At 62.5% G+C, this 17,108-nt stretch carries 14 protein-coding genes; 8 read left to right on the forward strand and 6 right to left on the reverse strand.

The window, feature by feature from the left end; translation table 11 throughout:
- Positions 1-111: 111 nt before the first annotated feature.
- Genes BLT92_RS09545 through BLT92_RS09560 form a run of 4 tightly spaced genes read right to left on the reverse strand, consistent with a single transcriptional unit; the run spans position 112 to position 7,137 of the window.
- Positions 112-2,634: a protein kinase family protein gene (locus BLT92_RS09545; RefSeq protein ID WP_092105161.1), complete on the reverse strand. Its 2,523-nt coding sequence runs from the start codon at positions 2,632-2,634 to the stop codon at positions 112-114.
- A 25-nt stretch (positions 2,635-2,659) separates the two neighbouring features.
- Positions 2,660-4,273: a murein biosynthesis integral membrane protein MurJ gene (gene murJ, locus BLT92_RS09550; RefSeq protein ID WP_092105163.1), complete on the reverse strand. Its 1,614-nt coding sequence runs from the start codon at positions 4,271-4,273 to the stop codon at positions 2,660-2,662.
- A 3-nt stretch (positions 4,274-4,276) separates the two neighbouring features.
- Positions 4,277-6,652 carry a DUF6049 family protein gene (locus BLT92_RS09555; RefSeq protein WP_092105165.1) on the reverse strand — a complete coding sequence of 792 codons (2,376 nt, stop codon included), beginning with the start codon at positions 6,650-6,652 and terminating at the stop codon, positions 4,277-4,279.
- Complete coding sequence (locus BLT92_RS09560) at positions 6,649-7,137, reverse strand: NUDIX domain-containing protein (protein WP_092105167.1); 489 nt, start codon at positions 7,135-7,137, stop codon at positions 6,649-6,651. Before BLT92_RS09560 ends, BLT92_RS09555 begins: the two co-directional genes overlap by 4 nt.
- Positions 7,138-7,256: 119 nt before the next feature.
- Between BLT92_RS09560 and BLT92_RS09565 the strand changes: the two genes are divergently transcribed.
- The 8 genes from BLT92_RS09565 (at position 7,257) to rplI (ending at position 16,415) form a co-directional block, all read left to right on the forward strand.
- On the forward strand, positions 7,257-8,759 hold the full coding sequence (locus BLT92_RS09565) for a CCA tRNA nucleotidyltransferase (protein ID WP_092105169.1): 1,503 nt from the start codon (positions 7,257-7,259) through the stop codon (positions 8,757-8,759).
- A 112-nt stretch (positions 8,760-8,871) separates the two neighbouring features.
- Positions 8,872-10,578 carry an AMP-binding protein gene (locus BLT92_RS09570; RefSeq protein WP_092109069.1) on the forward strand — a complete coding sequence of 569 codons (1,707 nt, stop codon included), beginning with the start codon at positions 8,872-8,874 and terminating at the stop codon, positions 10,576-10,578.
- Between the two features lie 261 nt (positions 10,579-10,839).
- Positions 10,840-13,203, forward strand: a complete 2,364-nt coding sequence (locus BLT92_RS09575; RefSeq protein WP_231939119.1) for a transglycosylase domain-containing protein — start codon at positions 10,840-10,842, stop codon at positions 13,201-13,203.
- A 36-nt stretch (positions 13,204-13,239) separates the two neighbouring features.
- Entirely contained in the window at positions 13,240-14,565 is a 1,326-nt protein-coding gene (locus BLT92_RS09580; RefSeq protein WP_092105173.1) for a hypothetical protein, read from the forward strand.
- 137 nt (positions 14,566-14,702) lie between these two features.
- Positions 14,703-14,993, forward strand: coding sequence for a 30S ribosomal protein S6 (rpsF, locus tag BLT92_RS09585; protein WP_092105175.1), 291 nt, complete (start codon positions 14,703-14,705; stop codon positions 14,991-14,993).
- 33 nt (positions 14,994-15,026) lie between these two features.
- Positions 15,027-15,665 carry a single-stranded DNA-binding protein gene (locus BLT92_RS09590; protein WP_092105177.1) on the forward strand — a complete coding sequence of 213 codons (639 nt, stop codon included), beginning with the start codon at positions 15,027-15,029 and terminating at the stop codon, positions 15,663-15,665.
- A gap of 36 nt (positions 15,666-15,701) precedes the next feature.
- Positions 15,702-15,941 carry a 30S ribosomal protein S18 gene (gene rpsR, locus BLT92_RS09595; protein ID WP_009882767.1) on the forward strand — a complete coding sequence of 80 codons (240 nt, stop codon included), beginning with the start codon at positions 15,702-15,704 and terminating at the stop codon, positions 15,939-15,941.
- A gap of 15 nt (positions 15,942-15,956) precedes the next feature.
- The gene (gene rplI, locus BLT92_RS09600; RefSeq protein ID WP_092105179.1) at positions 15,957-16,415 is read left to right on the forward strand and encodes a 50S ribosomal protein L9; all 459 of its coding nucleotides are present in this window, start codon (positions 15,957-15,959) and stop codon (positions 16,413-16,415) included.
- 190 nt (positions 16,416-16,605) lie between these two features.
- On the opposite strand, the gene BLT92_RS09605 is transcribed toward rplI, so the two are convergent.
- The gene (locus tag BLT92_RS09605; RefSeq protein ID WP_157691404.1) at positions 16,606-16,806 is read right to left on the reverse strand and encodes a hypothetical protein; all 201 of its coding nucleotides are present in this window, start codon (positions 16,804-16,806) and stop codon (positions 16,606-16,608) included.
- Positions 16,803-17,030, reverse strand: coding sequence for a hypothetical protein (locus tag BLT92_RS09610; protein ID WP_157691405.1), 228 nt, complete (start codon positions 17,028-17,030; stop codon positions 16,803-16,805). Before BLT92_RS09610 ends, BLT92_RS09605 begins: the two co-directional genes overlap by 4 nt.
- Between the last annotated feature and the right edge of the window lie 78 nt (positions 17,031-17,108).

A 17,108-nucleotide genomic window follows, 5' to 3' on the forward strand; every position in this document is an offset into this window, starting at 1 on the left:
CGGTACGGTGGTTGCGACTATTCCGCACCTGCTCGCAGGCGCGGCTCATCGTCTTTTTCGGAACAGATGTCTGCCTCGTGCGACAGAGGAACATGTGGCCGGTTGGGGCTGCTACTTGAAATCGACGGTGTTGATGATGGCGCGGAAACCGCCCTCGTCCTGGGGAAGCTCGGTCACCCAGAGGATCAGATTGTCGGTCTCGACGTCATCGTCAAGTTTGATCGTCACCCCGTCCGAGTCGAACTCCCCTTCGCCGACCTTCTTGGAATCTTCAGGGTCGGAACCGTCGCGAATCTCGAAGGATCCGCCCGAGTTCGACGACTTGACCTCGACCTCTTTCACCGTTGTCTTGTCTTCGAGTTCGAAGAGCAGGCCCAGACCGGACTTCAGGTTGCCGAACGAAGCAGAATTATAACGGTCGGTCTCCCATGACCCCTTCGTCTTGGGCACGACGTCTTTGGCTCCGTCGTTGTTCTCCTCGTCGTCGCCTTCGGGATCCATCACCGTGACTTTGTCGATCTTCGGCGGTTCTGGCTTGGGCTCTTCCGTCTTCTCTTCTTTTTCCTTGTCCTTGCCGTCATCGGTCTGAGCCGGGGTCGACGTTTCAGCGACCTTCTCGGGTTGGGTGTCGCCGGAATTGAAGTTGAAGACCGCGATCGAGATCACGACGGCGGCGACGACCACCAGTGCAAGGACCAGCCACGCGAACGGCTTTCGTGAGTTCGCCGGATCATCATCCGAGTCGTCGCCATTGTTCGCCGATTCGCCCGAACCGACGCGAGCAGCACCTCCAGCCGCTGAGCCCCCACCGGCCGAACTTCCAGCTGCTGCACCTCTGGAGGAGTCCGCAGCCGCGTCGCCAGTCGAGGTCCCTGCCGTCGCAGACTCTTTCTTGCCGACAGATTTCTTCTTGCCTTCGGAACTGACCGTCTCGGAAGCCCCAACAGCCCCAGCCACCCCTGCTGCGCCGACAGCTGCCCCGCCGGCAACCGCGGCACCAGTCCCAGCACCAGCGGCAGAATTGTCGTCGGAGCGCTGCTTCGGTGAGACCGCGGCAACAGGTGCCGTGGAACGGGTCGAGTCGTCGTCTGCTTCATCAACCGAATTGGGTGAGAGCCTGCGGACCTCCTTGGGCGGCGTGGCGGCGTTGGCTTCTTGCTGTTTGGTGTTCGAGGCCGCCTCGAGGGCAGCGATGCGTCGGCGTGCCTCGTCTTCCTTGGCTTTGGCGATACGGCGTTCACGTTCGTATTCGCGCAGCTGGTGTTCGCGCTGCTGCTCGTTGGTCTCGAACATCCCGCCGAGGAACCACGACCCATCATCATCCTCATCATCCATGATGACGCGGGTGTCGTTGTCGTCCTCGACTTCTTCAGCGCCATCCTCGGAAACGACGTTGAGTGCCTGGGTGTCGGGGTCAGAATCCGGGTCGTCACGATTCATGATCGGTGAGGTCAGATTATCGTCGTACTCGTGTTCTGCATATGCGGAGTACTGCGAATAGGTCTGCTCAGGCTCCCATTCCTCCCAGTCCTGGGCGGCATTGTCGAGCTGATCCTTGCCGATCGGGAAGCTTGAAGCCTCCCGCATCTGCATTCGGTCTGCATATTGTCCTGTGGTCTTGCCGCCGTCACCTACGGCCAGACCACGGGTCCCCGGACGGGTGATGCCGATGCGAACCAGAGCGGCCTTGACCTGATCATCGCTGGCTGTGTTCGCAGTGCTCGGACCCATGGACGTCGATCGAGGTGTGGGCAGGCTCGTCGCCTCGTCGAAGCTGCGTGGTGACTGGTCGAAGACGCTGTCGTTGTCGACGACCGGGGCACGATTGACGTAACGCAGCAGCTCGGCATCCCATTCGTCCAGGTAGCCCAGCACCTCGGCCACGGAACCTGGCCCCGGATCGGATCCGGTGAGGATACCGCTGACGAAATCGTCGAGCTCATTGGAGATATCGGGGTTGAGAGACTTGGCTCTGGCGATGCGGGAATTCTCCCGACCCGCGGCGGGTATCCCGTTGTATGGATCATCGGCGGGCCAATAACCGGTGAGAGCGGCGTAGAGGAGTCGGATGAGGCCCAGCGCATCCGCTCGAGATGCCTTCGTCGGTGTGTAATCCTCGGGTTGGATCAGTCCTGTGCCCAGGGCCAGAGCGGCGTCGATGCCGATACCCGAGACCAGGACGGTGCCCTTGGTCGTGATCCCGACCGTGTTCGGGCGCAGGAACATGTGGAAGAGACCGCGTCGGGCGGCTGTGACGAGAACCGTTCCGATCTCGCCGATGAGCGCACAGGCGGCATCGATGGGAAGCGGGGACTTGGGCAGGATCTCACCCAGCGAGGTGACGCCGATGCGTTTGGACACGACATAGTCGAGTCCCTCCGAATGACCGACATCCAAAGTCGGGGCAATGCGATGGTCGCCGAGGATGGAGACCCGCCGCGCTGCCTCGAGCACATCCGTGGATCCATCGGCATCGGCGACGTGGATGAGCATCGGTTCATCGAGGATGGCGTCGAGGGCCGTGCACACGGCGCCCGCCTGCGGTTTGTCCTCGAGCCACCAGCGGTCGACCGTTGATACGACGTAACGACCGGCAACAACCATGCCGGGTTCGATATCGATCAGGGTGACCACCTCCAGAGGGGCTTCGATGCGCAGATTATTTTCTTAGTTTTCCAGCAACGACGCCAATAATCGAATGCAACTCTCTGACTTTCAGCAAATAACATGCTCCCAAGAAGACAATGAGCATGAGAGTCCCGACGCCGGCGGTGGAGACGAATGCTTGCCACCGGCCGGCCAGGGCAAAGTCCGGGAAGAAGAAGAGAAGCCCGTAACCGGCCAATCCAGCAACCAACGCTGCTACCAAGAACTTCATATGAGCGATCAGGATTGCGCGGAGATCAATCTCGCCGAGGCGCTTGGACAGAAGCCAGAATGACAGGATCATGGCGAACAGGTATCCCAGGCTCATCGTCAGACCGATGATGGCCACCGTGACCGATTTCGGGAAGATCGTGGCCGAGAGCACCGCCAGGGACTGGAAGATCACCTGCGGGAGTTGGATGAGGAACGGAGTCTTCGCATCCTCATAGGCGTAGAAGACCCTCTGTGCCAGGTAGTTGGCACTGAAGGGAATGAGACCGAACACCATGGTGATGATGACGAGTCCCACGGCCATGGCCTGTTGGCGGCCATCGCCGGCGATGATCATCGCCACCGGGGAGGCGAGCACGACGAGAGCCGCCACCGCGAAGGAATTGATCAATCCGACCATGCGCACGCCCATGGAGAAGTCGCCGACGACCGCCTTGGTGTCATGGTTCGCCGCGTCTCTGCTCAGAGAGGTGAAGAGAGCCGTGGCCAGCGACACCGCGATGAGTGAGTGCGGGAGCATGAAGACGAGATAGGCGTTGGTATAAGCGGCGTTCGAGGCATTGCCCTCCCCTGGCACCGACGCTCCGGCGGCGACGCGGGAGATGACGAGGAATCCCAACTGTCCGATGAGCATCGCGGCGAAGGTCCAGAACGCGACCTTGCCGGCGGTGCCCAGGCCGACTCCGCGGAAGCCGAAGGTCGGCCGGTACTTGAAGCCGATGCGCTTGAGCGGCCAGATCAGGATGAGTGCCTGAGCGGCGACACCCAGGGTGGCCGAGCCGCCCATGAGAGCGATCTTGTCCGGAGTCCAGGTGCTCAGATGATGAGGGGAAGCATCATTCGTCCCGAAGACGATGATGAAGACGAGGAGACCCGCGATGGCGACGACATTGTTGAGCACCGGTGCCCACATATACGGGCCGAATGAGGACTTGGCATTGAGCACTTGGCCCAGGAGCGTGTAGAGGCCGTAGAAGAACAGCTGCGGCAGGCACCAGAAGGCGAAGGCCGTGGCCAGCGCCATCTGGTCCGGTCCCCACCCCGAGGAGTAGAGCCAGACGAGAACCGGTGCGGCGATCGTGGCAATGATGCTCACGACCGCAAGGATGAGGAACGACAGGGTCAGCAGGCGATTCGTAAAGTCCTCGCCCCCGTCCTTCCTCTTCGAGGCCCGCACCAGCTGTGGGACGAGGACGGCGTTGACCACACCGCCGGCCAGGAGCATGTACAGGGTGTTGGGCACCTTGTTGGCGACGTCGAAGGCGTCGGCCTGGACCGCGGTGATTCCTATCGCTGTTGCCAACAGGGACGCCTTGACCAGGCCCAATACGCGCGAGGTCAGGGTCCCCGCGGTCATGATGGCCGAGGATTTGGCCAATGAAGAAAGATTGGACAAGTCCTACCTCGATTCCGATTCGTCGTTCTTCGCGCGAGCCATCGCATCGGCCAGCTGCTGTTCGGGGATCTTCCTGCGTCCGCGTGAGATCGTCTTGATCAAGCCGATAACGAAGACGGCGGTCAGGCCCAATCCGACGACGGCCGTGCCGATGTTCTCCCAATCGGCCCGCACCCTGACGAGCAGCGTCTCGCTATTCGGCAGGACGAAGTCATCGGCGGCGATCATCTCGATCGTCGTCGGCACGTCGGCGTTGGCGATGCCCTCGACGGGAACGTCGACGCGCATGGTCTCCTGGGCCGGCACGACGACGGTCTCCGTGGGCTCGGCCCGCAGCTGTGGGGTCTTCGCCTTCATCCGGATGCTCATTGTCGCGTCGGCGGGGGAATCGTTGACGATCGTGACCGGGATCGTCGTCTCCTCACCGGTGACGAGCAGAACCGAGGAGCCCTTCTCGAGGTAGATGCTGTTCCTCATCTTCTCGTTCGCGGCTTGGGCATCGTCGGCGCAGCGTTTGGCGTTGCCGCCCAGGGTCCACGCGACCGAGGTGCAGCTGAGCAGCTCCCGGTCCAGTCGCGTGTTCGCACTCCCCGGATCGGAGAATACGCTGTTGAACTCCTTCTGCGTGGCCCGTGTCTGCGCGAGGCTCGCCACGGCCTTCGTTCCGATGCTCTTCGGGTCCTTCGGCGGTTGCAGCAGACCGCGGGGCGCGACGTCGGTGGCGAGGAGCTCATCGACACCGGACGGATCGACCCAGGGCGCGTCCGCGACGGCTTCCACCGTCTTCTCCCAGTTCACCGAGGCTGCAGTGCGTGGCATGGGCAGCAGCAGATGTCGTGTCCGGTAGGGTGACTCCGCTTGGATCGCGGCAGTCGTCGCCACCAGTTCCGAGATGCCCGAGGCGGGGTGCGGGGACCCGATGATCTGAGCGCTCTGCTGCGCCAGAGCCGAATCGCTGATCAGGGTGTTGATCGACGACTGCCCATCCGAGCCGATGCGGGTCGTCGAATGCGCGTCGTCGTGAACCCCGGACAGCGAGGGCTGCTGGGCATTGCTGAGGATCACGGTTTCATCACCCGCCTCGGCGAAGTCCTTGAGCTGATCGCGCTGTGCGGAGCCGGCGATGGGCCAGGCGATATCGGTCTTGGCCTCCGGCAGGACATCCGTGACGAGGCTTCTCTGCTTCTGCGCGAACGCGCCCAGGCTTTTCAGGTCGCTGTCCACCAGCGAGGCCTGGTCGGGATCGCCGTAGGGCAGAGCGATGACGGTGTGCGACTCCGCTTCCTCGAGGAAGTCGTGATACCAGGCGTCGAGGAGTTTACGCTGCTCTGCGTCGGCTTCGGCCTCCTCGGCGCTGAGTCCATCGGCACTGTCCTGGTCATTGGAGTTCGCATCGGGGTCGGTCTCGTGGGCATCGGGTCCCGTGGTTGCGGATTCGGAACCCTCTGGGGAGGGCTTCTCGGTCTCCTCGGAACCTGCTCCGTCGTTCTCCGAAGGTAGTTCGGCCAGAGCGGACTCGAAGGAGGCGATGATCCGGGGATCGAGGGCGATGCCGATTCCGGGCGTGTTGAGGACTTTCATGATCGCGGACAGGGAACCGCCCTTGCCGATGGCTTTCTCGAGCTGGTCGGGATCGATGATGCCGTCGGTGGTGTGGTCCGGCAACGTCACCGGTGCGAGCATGCTGACCTTGGTCTTGTCGAACTCCGGACTCGGGTACCAGGTGGAGAAGCCGACCGCGGAGGCGAGCCGTCCAGTGGAATCGCCCACCTGCACGCTCAGGCCGCGTGGACCCCAGTTCGAGACCGGGGATGACTTCCGCAGCCCCAGTTGCTCTGCGGGCACGGAGATCGTGAATTCTGAGGTGGATCCGGCCGCGATCTCATCGTCGAAATCCGCATCCACCGTGGTCATCGGATCGGTCGCTTCGCCCGATTCCTTTGCCTTCTTGCGGGCGTCGGGACCATTCTCCTCGAGGTCGGCGATCGTGCGGTTCTGGGACTGATCGGTCTTCCAGTTCTCGATCCGGCGTCCGGCATCGAGCTTGTCCGTGGACATCGCCAGATGCAGATCCGGGTTGGAGATCGCCTGATCCGTGGGGTTCGTGATCGTGCCGCGCACCGTGAGTGTGCCCTTCTCATCGACCCAGGGGGTCACCTCGTCGAGGGTGATGGAGACGTCGTCTCCGCTGGATGTGGTCCCGTCGGGTGAATTGCCCTCAGCGTCGGTCGAACCGCTGCCGGCCGAACCGGCGGCACTGGCGCTCGTGGCGGCTGCGGGCGTCGAACCCAGGAGCGGGTATGCGAAAACGGACCCTGCGAGCAGAAGGACACTGCTCAGCAGGGCGAGAAGGAAACGCATATGACTGATGGGTTTCACTGCTCCAATCGGGCGACCATCGGGCGGGCGGCGGACACGATGCGACGTTCGTTGGCGAACGAGAGGCGAGAGCGCAGATCATTGAATGGAATCCACGCGGCGTCGATCGCTTCCTGGTCAGGATCATTATCCACGGTCAGAGTCCCCGAGCGTGCACTCAGCAGGAAATGGTGGACGAGTTTGTGGATCCGGATTCCAGTCACCGTGAACCAGTAGTCGACGGTGCCCAGGGGACAGACGATCTGCCCCAGGATACCGGTCTCCTCCTCCACCTCACGTCGAGCCGCCTCGGCGGGGGTCTCCAGCCCTTCGAGGTGTCCCTTGGGAAGGCACCATTCGATCCGTCCGGCCCGGTTGATCCGGGCGATCACGGCCACGGTCAGCTCTGGGCGTGTGAAGTCGACGACGATGCCCCCGGCGGAGATCTCCTCTACCGTGGTGCGACGGGACGCCCTGGGTCCCGGCTTGGGCATCGGTGTGGTCATTCTCCTACCTTAGTAGGCGATTCTTGGAAGTTTCGTCGGACGCGCTCCCGGTAGGCTGGACTCGGCTGTAGATGAGTCGTCTCCGATCGGAACGGCACGGTAGAACACGAAGGAGCTCGGTGGACCCGAAGACCGCGCACGCCCGTCTGTACGACAAGCTCGATGAGCTCGAGAATATCCTCGGGCCCTTGGGCAAGCGCTTCGCCGCGGCCGGATTCGAACTCGCGCTCGTCGGCGGCTCCGTCCGCGACGCACTGTTGGGCCGCCCGATGCCCGATCTCGACTTCACCACGGATGCGCGCCCCGACGACATCCTCGCCCTCATCTCCGACTGGGTGGACACGCACTGGGACATCGGCCGGGAGTTCGGCACCATCGGCGCCATCAAATCGGGTGTGCAGATCGAGATCACCACCTACCGCGCCGAGGCCTACGACCCGGATTCGCGCAAACCAACGGTGAAATTCGGCACAGATCTCGACGCTGACCTCATCCGACGTGACTTCACGATCGGGGCGATGGCGATCCGTCTGCCGTCGATGACCTTCGTGGACCCGTTCGACGGCTTCACCGACCTCGTCGAGGGTGTCATCCGCACCCCGGGCACTGCCGCGGACTCCTTCTCCGATGATCCGCTGCGTATGATGCGCGCGGCCCGCTTCACCGCTCAGCTGGGTCTCGATCCCGTCGCCGAGGTGGAAGCGGCGATGCGTGACATGGCCGATCGGATTGCGATTATCTCCGCAGAACGCATCCAGGTGGAGCTGTTCAAGCTGATGACCGGCATCGATCCGGCGGCGGGCATCGATCTGCTGGTGCGCACCGATGTCGCCGACCATGTTCTGCCCGAGGTCGCCGGTCTGCGGCTGGAGACCGATGAGCACCACCGCCATAAGGATGTCTACCAGCATTCGCTGACCGTGCTGCGCCAGGCCGTCGAGCTCGAGGAGCAGTATGCGGCCAAGCAGCGCGAGGCAGGGATGAGTGCTGAGGATCCTAACCGCCTCGGCGTGCCGGACTTCGTTGTCCGGTTCGCGGCGCTGATGCACGATGTGGGCAAACCCGCGACCCGCAGATTCGCCCCCGGTGGTGCTGTCACCTTCTATCACCATGATGCGGTGGGCGCGAAGCTGACGGCGAAGCGGATGAAGGCGCTGCGTTTCGACAAGGACACGACCAAGGCCGTCGGCCGCCTCGTCGAGCTGCACCTGCGCTTCTACGGCTACGGTGATGCCGGATGGACGGATTCCGCGGTGCGCCGTTACGTCACCGACGCCGGTCCGCTGCTCTCCCGCCTGCACATCCTCACCCGGGCAGACGTGACCACCCGGAACAAGAAGAAGGCCGATCGGCTCGCATTCGCCTACGACGATCTGGAGCACCGGATCCAGAAGCTGAGCGAACAGGAGGAGCTGGCGGCGATCCGCCCCGACCTCGACGGTCGCCAGATCATGGCCATCCTCGACATCAAACCCTCGCCGCTGGTGGGCAAGGCCTACAAGCACCTTCTCGAGGCGCGGATGGAGCACGGCCCGCTGGGACCTGAGCGCGCCGAAGAGGTTCTGCGTCAGTGGTGGGCCGAGAACGGGCCCGCGGAGGTTGAGCCCGGCGAGGAGTCCTAGGCTCCACCCCCGCCTGTTGTCATCGGCACGTCAACTGATAGCTTCGTAAATCGCGTATGTTTGTGCTTGTCGTCACATGGTGTGGCGCGGGCGACGATGTGAGGAGACCATGATGACTGTGACCGATGAGTTCCGTGCAGCCAGAGACAAGCTGATCGAGTTGCGCAGTGATGCCGTGGCAGCCGGTGACGGCTTCGAGTGGCCGCGCTTCGACCACTTCAATTTCGGCATCGACTGGTTCGACAAAGTCGCCGAAGGCAACGACAACCCTGCTCTGTGGATCGTCGAGCAGGATGGCACCGAGGGAAAGTGGAGCTATGCCGAGCTCTCCCGCCGGTCGAATCAGGTGGCCAACTTCCTTCGCCGCTCCGGTGTGAAGCGCGGCGACCACGTCATGATCATGCTCAACAATCAGGTCGAGCTGTGGGAGACCATGCTCGCCGGCATCAAGCTCGGCGCGGTCCTCCTGCCCACGACCACTCAGTTGGGCCCCATCGACCTCACCGATCGGGTCGAGCGCGGCAAGGCCGAGTTCGTCATCGCCGGTGCCGCCGATGCTGCGAAGTTCGACGATGTCGACGCCGAGGTGGTGCGCATCGTCGTCGGTGACGACGCCACACGTCAGCAGGACTACAGCTACGTCGACGCCGACGACGAGGAGACCGGCTTCGACCCGCAGGGCACGTCGCGCGCTGATGACCTGCTCCTCCTCTACTTCACCTCGGGCACGACCTCGAAGGCGAAGATGGTCGCCCACTCCCATGTGTCCTACCCCGTGGGCCACCTGTCCACGATGTACTGGATGGGACTGACTCCCGGCGATGTTCACCTCAATGTCGCCTCCCCCGGCTGGGCCAAGCACGCCTGGTCGAACATCTTCACCCCCTGGATCGCCGAGTCCTGCGTCTTCCTCTACAACTACTCACGCTTCGACGCGAATGCGCTGATGGAGACCATGGATCGGGTCGGTGTGACCAGCTTCTGTGCCCCTCCGACCGTGTGGCGCATGCTCATCCAGGCCGACCTCAGCCACCTCAAGACCCCGCCGAAGATCGCCCTGGGCGCCGGCGAACCCCTCAACCCGGAGGTCATCGACCGGGTCAAGCAGGAATGGGGTGTGCTCATCCGCGACGGCTACGGCCAGACGGAGACGACCCTGCAGGTCGGCAACTCCCCTGATCAGGAGCTCAAATACGGTTCCATGGGCAAGGTGCTGCCCGGCTACGACGTGGTCCTCATCGATCCCGCGACCGGTGAAGAGGGCAACGAGGGTGAGATCTGCCTTCGCCTCGATCCTCGACCGCTGGGGCTCACGAGCGGTTACTGGTCCAACGAGGAGAAGACCGCCGAGGCGTTTGCCGACGGCGTCTATCACACCGGTGACGTGGCCGAACGCGACGAGAACGGCTACATCACCTACGTCGGACGTGCCGATGACGTGTTCAAGGCCAGTGATTACCGACTGTCCCCATTCGAACTCGAGAGCGTGCTCATCGAGCACGAGGCCGTCGCCGAGGCGGCTGTGGTCCCCTCGCCGGACCCTGTCCGTCTCGCGGTGCCCAAGGCCTACGTCGTTCCCGCTGGCGGATTCGAGCCCAACGCGGACACCGCTCGGGCCATCCTCGCCTACTGCCGCGAGCACCTTGCCCCCTACAAGCGGATCCGCCGGCTTGAGTTCTCCGAGCTGCCCAAGACCATCTCGGGCAAGATCCGACGCGTCGAGCTCCGGGCCCGCGAGGACCAGCTGCACCCGTTCAGCGGTGAGCCGGCCGTCGAAGGCAAGGAGTACGCAGACACGGACTTCGACCTCAAGAGCTGATAGTCGAATATGTGGCTGAATGTGAGCAATTCCGCACTGGATGTGGTTGATGACCAAGGCGGACGGTAAAATCCCTGGTGAGAGTGCATATGCACTGCTACTCACTTGCACTTCCAAGTAATGTATGGGATGAGTGGCCGCTGGATTCAGGGGATTTTCATGCCGTTCCAAAGAATGCGTGCCACACTGAAGCTCACGTGTGACCTTATCGAACCTCGTCGCCACGCAATGCGGCAGGCTAACTGACCTGGAGGACCTTGGGTGGCTAAGGGACAAACAAAGAACATTCTGAACTATCCGCGCACAGGTGTGAGCGGATGGACGCGTTTTCTGCCCAGCATCCGGCTGCTCGTCGTGGGCGGGCTCAGCGTCATCATCGCCCTGTGCGTGCTGTTCTCCATCGGCTACGCCGTCACCGACGTCCCTGAGCCCAATATCGAGGCCACAGGTCAGACCTCAACCATCTACTACAACGATGGCAAGACTCCCATCGGCCAGTACAAGGTCCAAGATCGCAAGTCGGTGCCGATCGAAGAGATCTCCGAGCCGATGCAGAAGGCCGCGATCGCCGCCGAGGACACCTCGTTCTATGAGAACCGCGGAATCTCGATCACGGGTATTTCCCGTGCAGTTCTCGGCGTCGTCACGAACCAGTACGCCGGCGGCGGTTCGACGATCACACAGCAGTATGTGAAGAACTTCTATCTGACGAATGAGCACTCCATGGATCGTAAGGTCAAGGAAATGTTCATCTCGCTGAAGATCGATCAGCAGCAGAGCAAGGACGAGATCCTCGCGAACTACCTGAACACGATCTACCTGGGACGCCGCTCATATGGCATCGAGGTCGCCAGCCAGAACTACTTCGACAAGTCGGCGAAGGACCTCAATGTCAGCGAGTCCGCACTGCTCGCCGCGATGATTCAGCGTCCCGGTGCTGCCGATCCGGCAGACAATCCAGAAGCCTACGAAGCGCGTTTCGACTATGTTGTGAAGTCGATGACCGATGAGGGCTTCATCACCGAGGAGCAGGCTGCCAAGGTCGAAATGCCCGAGGTGCAGGAGGCGAACAAGGAAGAGTCCCTCAAGGGCCAGACAGGCTACATGTGGGAATACGTACGTCGTGAGGCTCTGCGGAAACTCGACATCACCGAGGCCCAGCTGGACCGGGGCGGCTACAACATCACCACCACCTTCGACAAGGATCGGATGAAGGAGGCCGAAAAGGCCATCAAGGACCTGCCGCCCGATCAGCCCGAGGGACTGCAGGCTGGTTTGGTGTCGATCGATCCGAACTCCGGTGGCATCGAAGCCTTCTACGGCGGAAAGAACTATCTGGACCAGGCGTTCAACGTCTCGACTCAGGGCCATGCCCAGGCCGGTTCGACCTTCAAGCCCTTTGCGCTGGTGGCGGGCTTGGAGAACGGCGTTCGTCTGACCGACAGATATCCGGGCAGCCCGACGACATTCAACTCCGAGGGCATCTCGTGGACACCACACAATTACGGTGGTGCCAGCTATGGCCCGGTGACCTTGCTCAAGGCAACGGAGTCGTCGATCAACACTGCCTATGCGGCGCTCAATATCCAGGTGGGACCCGAAAAGACAGTCGATGTTGCACAGCGAGCGGGACTCAGCGGAAACTGCACGGAAATGCAGATGGAGACCGGTGATACCCGCAATTGCACAATCGGATTGACTCCGAATATGTCGAATGTGCTCGGTACGGCCAGCGTCAAGGTCGTCGACATGGCGAACGCATACGCGACATTCGCCTCGAACGGCGTCAAACATGATGCCCACTCGATCAAGAAGGTCACTCAGGGTGAGGACGACGAAGAGGTCTACAAGTCAGAGACCAAGGGCAATCGCGTCTTCGATAAGGCGGTCATGGCCGAGACGACCTATGCGCTCACCCACGTCATCACCGGCGGCTCAGGCGGTTATGCACAGAATCTGGGCCGCCCTGCGGCAGGCAAGACCGGTACCACCACAGATAATAAGGCTGCATGGTTCTCTGGTTACACGCCGAACCTGGCGACCTCGGTGGTCCTCTACCGTGAGGTTGATGGCAAGCAGAAGTCAATCGGTGCCTACGGTGGACGCAGCTCGGTCACCGGTGGCTCCTTCCCGGTCGAGGTGTGGACGGAATACATGAAGGCCGCTCTGGAGGGAACCAAGGTTGAGCAGTTCCCCGAACGCGGTGAACTGCCAGATAAGCCGAAGCCTGAGAACACGAATGAGCCGGTCGCGCCCGAGCCTGAACCGAAGGCGCCCAGGGAGGACGGCAGCGACAACGGTGGCGACGGCGGTGGCGACGACTCCGAGGACAAGGCCCCGGTCGACGAACCGAGCGATGAGCCGACGGACGACGAAGACAATGGCAAGGATAACGAGAAGGACGGCTCGAAGGATTCCAAAGATTCTAAGGACTCGAAGGACTCCGACGGTTCCAACGACGGTCGCGAGGACAATGGCTCCTCTGACGATGGTGCGAATGGGGATAACCCGGAGCCACCACCAGAGACCAACGATCCGGAGCCACCACCAGAGACCAACGATCCGGAGCCACCGGGCGATAATGAGGATGGTATTCTCGGAGGATCGGACGGCGACGCCGATTAGTCCATCCACCGGCCCGCAGGCCGGTAACCTCTAGTCATGCCTTCTAAGCGCAGCACCCGGATCGCCGAGCCTCTGCTCGGCGGTCCGGAGGGCATTCACCTCGCATCAGCTGGGGCGCAGTTCCGTCGCGGCCAGGCCTACATCTTCGCCGGGATCCTCGGCCTGATGACATTCCTCGCCCTCGCGCTGCAGGGGCCGTGCCTGAGCTCGGGCTACGAACAGCCGTCCGCCTCGGCGAGGATGTGTGCGGGGCCGCTGTCGATGGCATTTCTCGGGAAGGTCAACCCTGAAGAAGCACTGGGACGTTCCCAGGGTGGGATGGCGGGTCTGTCCGCGATCGACGCCCGCTTCGTCCAACTGCTCAAGCTCGTCACCGACGATGTCTCCGTCTTCATGGCATTCGTCCTCATCATCAATGTGATCGCGTTCGCCGCGCTGGGCGTCGCACTGCTGGTCCTCGCCCGGCAGCGCGCCTGGTTGGTCGCGGCCTTCGCCTCACCGGTCATCCTCTTCACCTTGGGCTCGACCCTGGACCCGGTGGCTTTGGCGCTGAGCGTCTGGGCCATGGTCATCTTCGTCGGATCGTCGCCGGTGACACAGCGTCCGTGGTTGGCCGGGGTCCTCCTCGGGATAGCCGCCTTCATCAACCCGCTTGCCCTGCTGGTTCTACTCGCACTCAGCCTGACCGGGCCACGCCCGGCAGGAAGACTGAGGCCCAGAGATCCGCGGATGATGCTCGCCGCCGCCACAATCACCTCGGCGCTCATCCTCGTCATCGACAGCAGCGCCATCGACCGGATCGTGCACTGGATGACCGACGCCGTCGACGGAGGATCGTTCGCCTCGATCCTGGTCATGGCCCGCCTCGGAACCGCCGAGGTGTGGGCGCCGGTGTGGATCATCGGCAGCGCAGGCGTCATCGCCGCAGTCGCGATCTCCCTGTACATGGTGCGCAGAACCGGCCTCGATCCAGCCGTCGCCGCCTGTCTGCTGATCGGCGGGTGCCTGCTGCTGGCGCCCGGAATGATGCCCTGGGACAGCCTGTGGATCCTGCCGTTCCTCGCCCTCGCTGTTCGCCGCTGGTGGATCCTCATCACCTGGGCTCTGGCCGAGACGGCCTTTGCCATCGCAATCCACCTCGGCGACGTGGCAGCAATCGAACCGGATAAGGGCCTCGAACCAGTCTTCATCGCGCTCCTGACCCTCCTGCGACTGCTCACCCTGATCGCCGTCGTCATCTGCGCAGGCGAGAATCTCTACCGGCGCCGGATCCGCGGTCGCCTGGTCCCGGTCGAACCACCTCGGCGGGTCGACGATGTCGAAGGCAAGACCAGTGGCCAAGAGCACGGGAGTTCGACATGACACCACAGGCGCGCTTCCACTAGACTGTGTAGGTCTGTTCCCATTTCACGACCATCGTGGGGGACGGAGCGGACATGCATATACCCTCCTGCCATGGAACGACCATGGCCGCAAAGACCAGAGGAGGTGGGTGACACATGCGTCATTACGAGCTCATGCTCATTCTTGACAACGAAACCGAAGAGCGGACGTTGGCTGACACCGTGGACAAACTGATGAAGGTTGTCCCGGCTGAAAACGGAACCGTCGACAACGTGGACATCTGGGGACGCAGGCGCTTCGCCTACGACATCCAGAAGAAGTCCGAAGGCTTCTACGTCGTGGTTGATTTCCACGCAGAGCCTAAAACGACCAAGGAACTCGATCGCCAGCTCGGACTCAACGAGTCCGTCCTGCGCACCAAGATCCTCCGCCCAGACGCCAAGTAATAGCGTCAAGCACCTCGTTTCAAGGAGCAGTCAATGGCAGGCGAAACAGTCATCACGGTTGTCGGGAACCTGACAAGTGATCCCGAACTGCGCTTCACACCCAACGGTGCGGCAGTCGCAAACTTCACCGTGGCCTCGACGCCGCGTATGTTCGACCGTCAGACCAACGAGTTCAAGGACGGGGAAACCCTGTTCCTTCGCTGCTCGGTATGGCGTGAGATGGGCGAAAACGTAGCCGAATCCTTGCAGCGCGGTACTCGGGTCGTCGTACAGGGCCGCCTCAAGTCGCGGACCTTCGAAACCAAAGAGGGCGAAAAGCGCACCGTCATGGAACTGGATGTCGACGAAGTCGGCCCCAGCCTGCGACGCGCCACCGCTCAGGTGACGAAGAACGAACGCAGCGGAGGCGGATTCTCCGGCGGCGGTAACTTCGGCGGACAGCAGGGCGGAGGCCCCCAGCAGGGTGGCTTCGGTCAGCAGCAGTCCTCCGGCTGGGGCAACAACCCGCAGCAGGGCAACCCACAACAGGGCGGCATGCAGCAGGGTGGTCAGCGCCAGGGCGGTTACGGCCAGGGGAACAACGCACCGGCGAACGACCCATGGGCATCATCGAGTCCACAGGGCGGCAACGGCGGCTGGGGCAACCCGGGCGCCGATGAACCACCGTTCTAAACACGTTCAAGACATTTCGTAAATCAGGAGATACTCATGGCCAAGCCAGAGATCCGGAAGCCTATCAAGAAGAAGGCTAATCCGCTCAAGAAGGGCGAAGCGGCGAAGATCCACTACAAGGACACCGCTACGCTCCGTAAGTTCATTTCCGACCGCGGCAAGATCCGTGCTCGTCGCGTCACCGGCGTGACCGTGCAGGAACAGCGCGTCATCGCAAAGGCCGTCAAGAACGCCCGCGAGATGGCACTTCTGCCCTACTCGAGCACTGCTCGCTGATCGGAGGGAGAGAACATGCCTAATCGCAAAGTTATTCTGAACCAGGAAGTTGATGGTCTGGGAGCCGCAGGCGACATCGTCGAGGTTCGCGCCGGATACGCCCGCAACCTGCTCCTGCCCCGTGGCTGGGCATCCGCATGGTCCGCCGGTGCTGAGAAGCACGTCCTTGCTCTGCGCAAGGCTCGTCAGGCCAAGCAGATCGCCGACCACGATGAAGCAGTCAAGGTCAAGGGTCAGCTGGAATCCTCCAGCGCACGCATCGAGCTCAAGTCCGGCAAGAACGGCCGCCTCTTCGGCGCCGTGACCCCGGCTCTTGTGGCCGAGGCGCTGCATACCGCGACCGGACACAACTTCGATCGTCGTCAGGTTGCACTGCCTGCCCACGTCAAGACCTCCGGCAGCTACACCGCTACCGTGCGCGTCAACGACGAGATCACCGCGGACGCCAAGTTCGAGGTCGTCGGCAAGGCCTGATGCTTCTTCGGCTTCTTCACTAACGAGTCCGGCGGACCAGTGGTCAGCCAGACTCGTGGTCGAAAGCAGACCTTAACGTCGAGGGGACACTTTATACAGTGTCCCCTCGACGTTTTCGTATGCTCTCAGCGTTGGGGCGCGCAGGGCGCGCGGGGTGGCGCGCTGAGTGTGCTTCGGCGATCAGCAGTCTTCAGAAGAGAATGCGCTCGGGTGGCGGGAATTCCGCGAAGATCTCCTCATCGGCAGGAGCCAATTCGAGATAGCTGGGGCTGTCGTCATCGATGAACAGCAGCAGTATGCACCCGTCGACGGTGGCGTCGAGGAGGACTCGTTTCGCGAAATCTCCCCGCCCACCGGTGTCGTCTCTGCTGTCGTCATCGACGCGAGTCACCGGCCGCATCCCGATCGACGGGCAGGAACCGCAGTCGCAGGGTTGGTCACGACCACCTCGGCGAGATTGCTCTCCCAGGTCACACGCTGCTGTTGTGTGATGAGAGCCGGAGGATCCCAGGCCTCTTCCTGCTCTCTGGTGAACGCGGCACGGTCCTCTTCATCAGGTGAGGTGTGAGCGTGGCGGACCATCGTCAGCGCGACCTCATGTTCCCGGGGAGTCAACGGTCAGTACATGGCGTCAGGATATCAAGGTCGGGGTCCCCTGGGCAGGCCACGGTGGTGGTGCGAGCAGGCTGACTA

Source organism: Brevibacterium picturae (assembly GCF_900105045.1).
In the GTDB taxonomy this organism is placed as follows: Bacteria; Actinomycetota; Actinomycetes; order Actinomycetales; family Brevibacteriaceae; genus Brevibacterium; species Brevibacterium picturae.

What these genes read in the sequence shown, in the direction of transcription:
- rplI (WP_092105179.1), top strand. Translation starts at nt 15,957, where the DNA reads ATGCCTAATCGCAAAGTTATTCTGAACCAGGAAGTTGATGGTCTGGGA.
- rpsR (WP_009882767.1), top strand. Translation starts at nt 15,702, where the DNA reads ATGGCCAAGCCAGAGATCCGGAAGCCTATCAAGAAGAAGGCTAATCCG.
- BLT92_RS09590 (WP_092105177.1), top strand. Translation starts at nt 15,027, where the DNA reads ATGGCAGGCGAAACAGTCATCACGGTTGTCGGGAACCTGACAAGTGAT.
- BLT92_RS09570 (WP_092109069.1), top strand. Translation starts at nt 8,872, where the DNA reads ATGACTGTGACCGATGAGTTCCGTGCAGCCAGAGACAAGCTGATCGAG.
- BLT92_RS09580 (WP_092105173.1), top strand. Translation starts at nt 13,240, where the DNA reads ATGCCTTCTAAGCGCAGCACCCGGATCGCCGAGCCTCTGCTCGGCGGT.
- rpsF (WP_092105175.1), top strand. Translation starts at nt 14,703, where the DNA reads ATGCGTCATTACGAGCTCATGCTCATTCTTGACAACGAAACCGAAGAG.
- BLT92_RS09560 (WP_092105167.1), bottom strand. Translation starts at nt 7,137, where the DNA reads ATGACCACACCGATGCCCAAGCCGGGACCCAGGGCGTCCCGTCGCACC.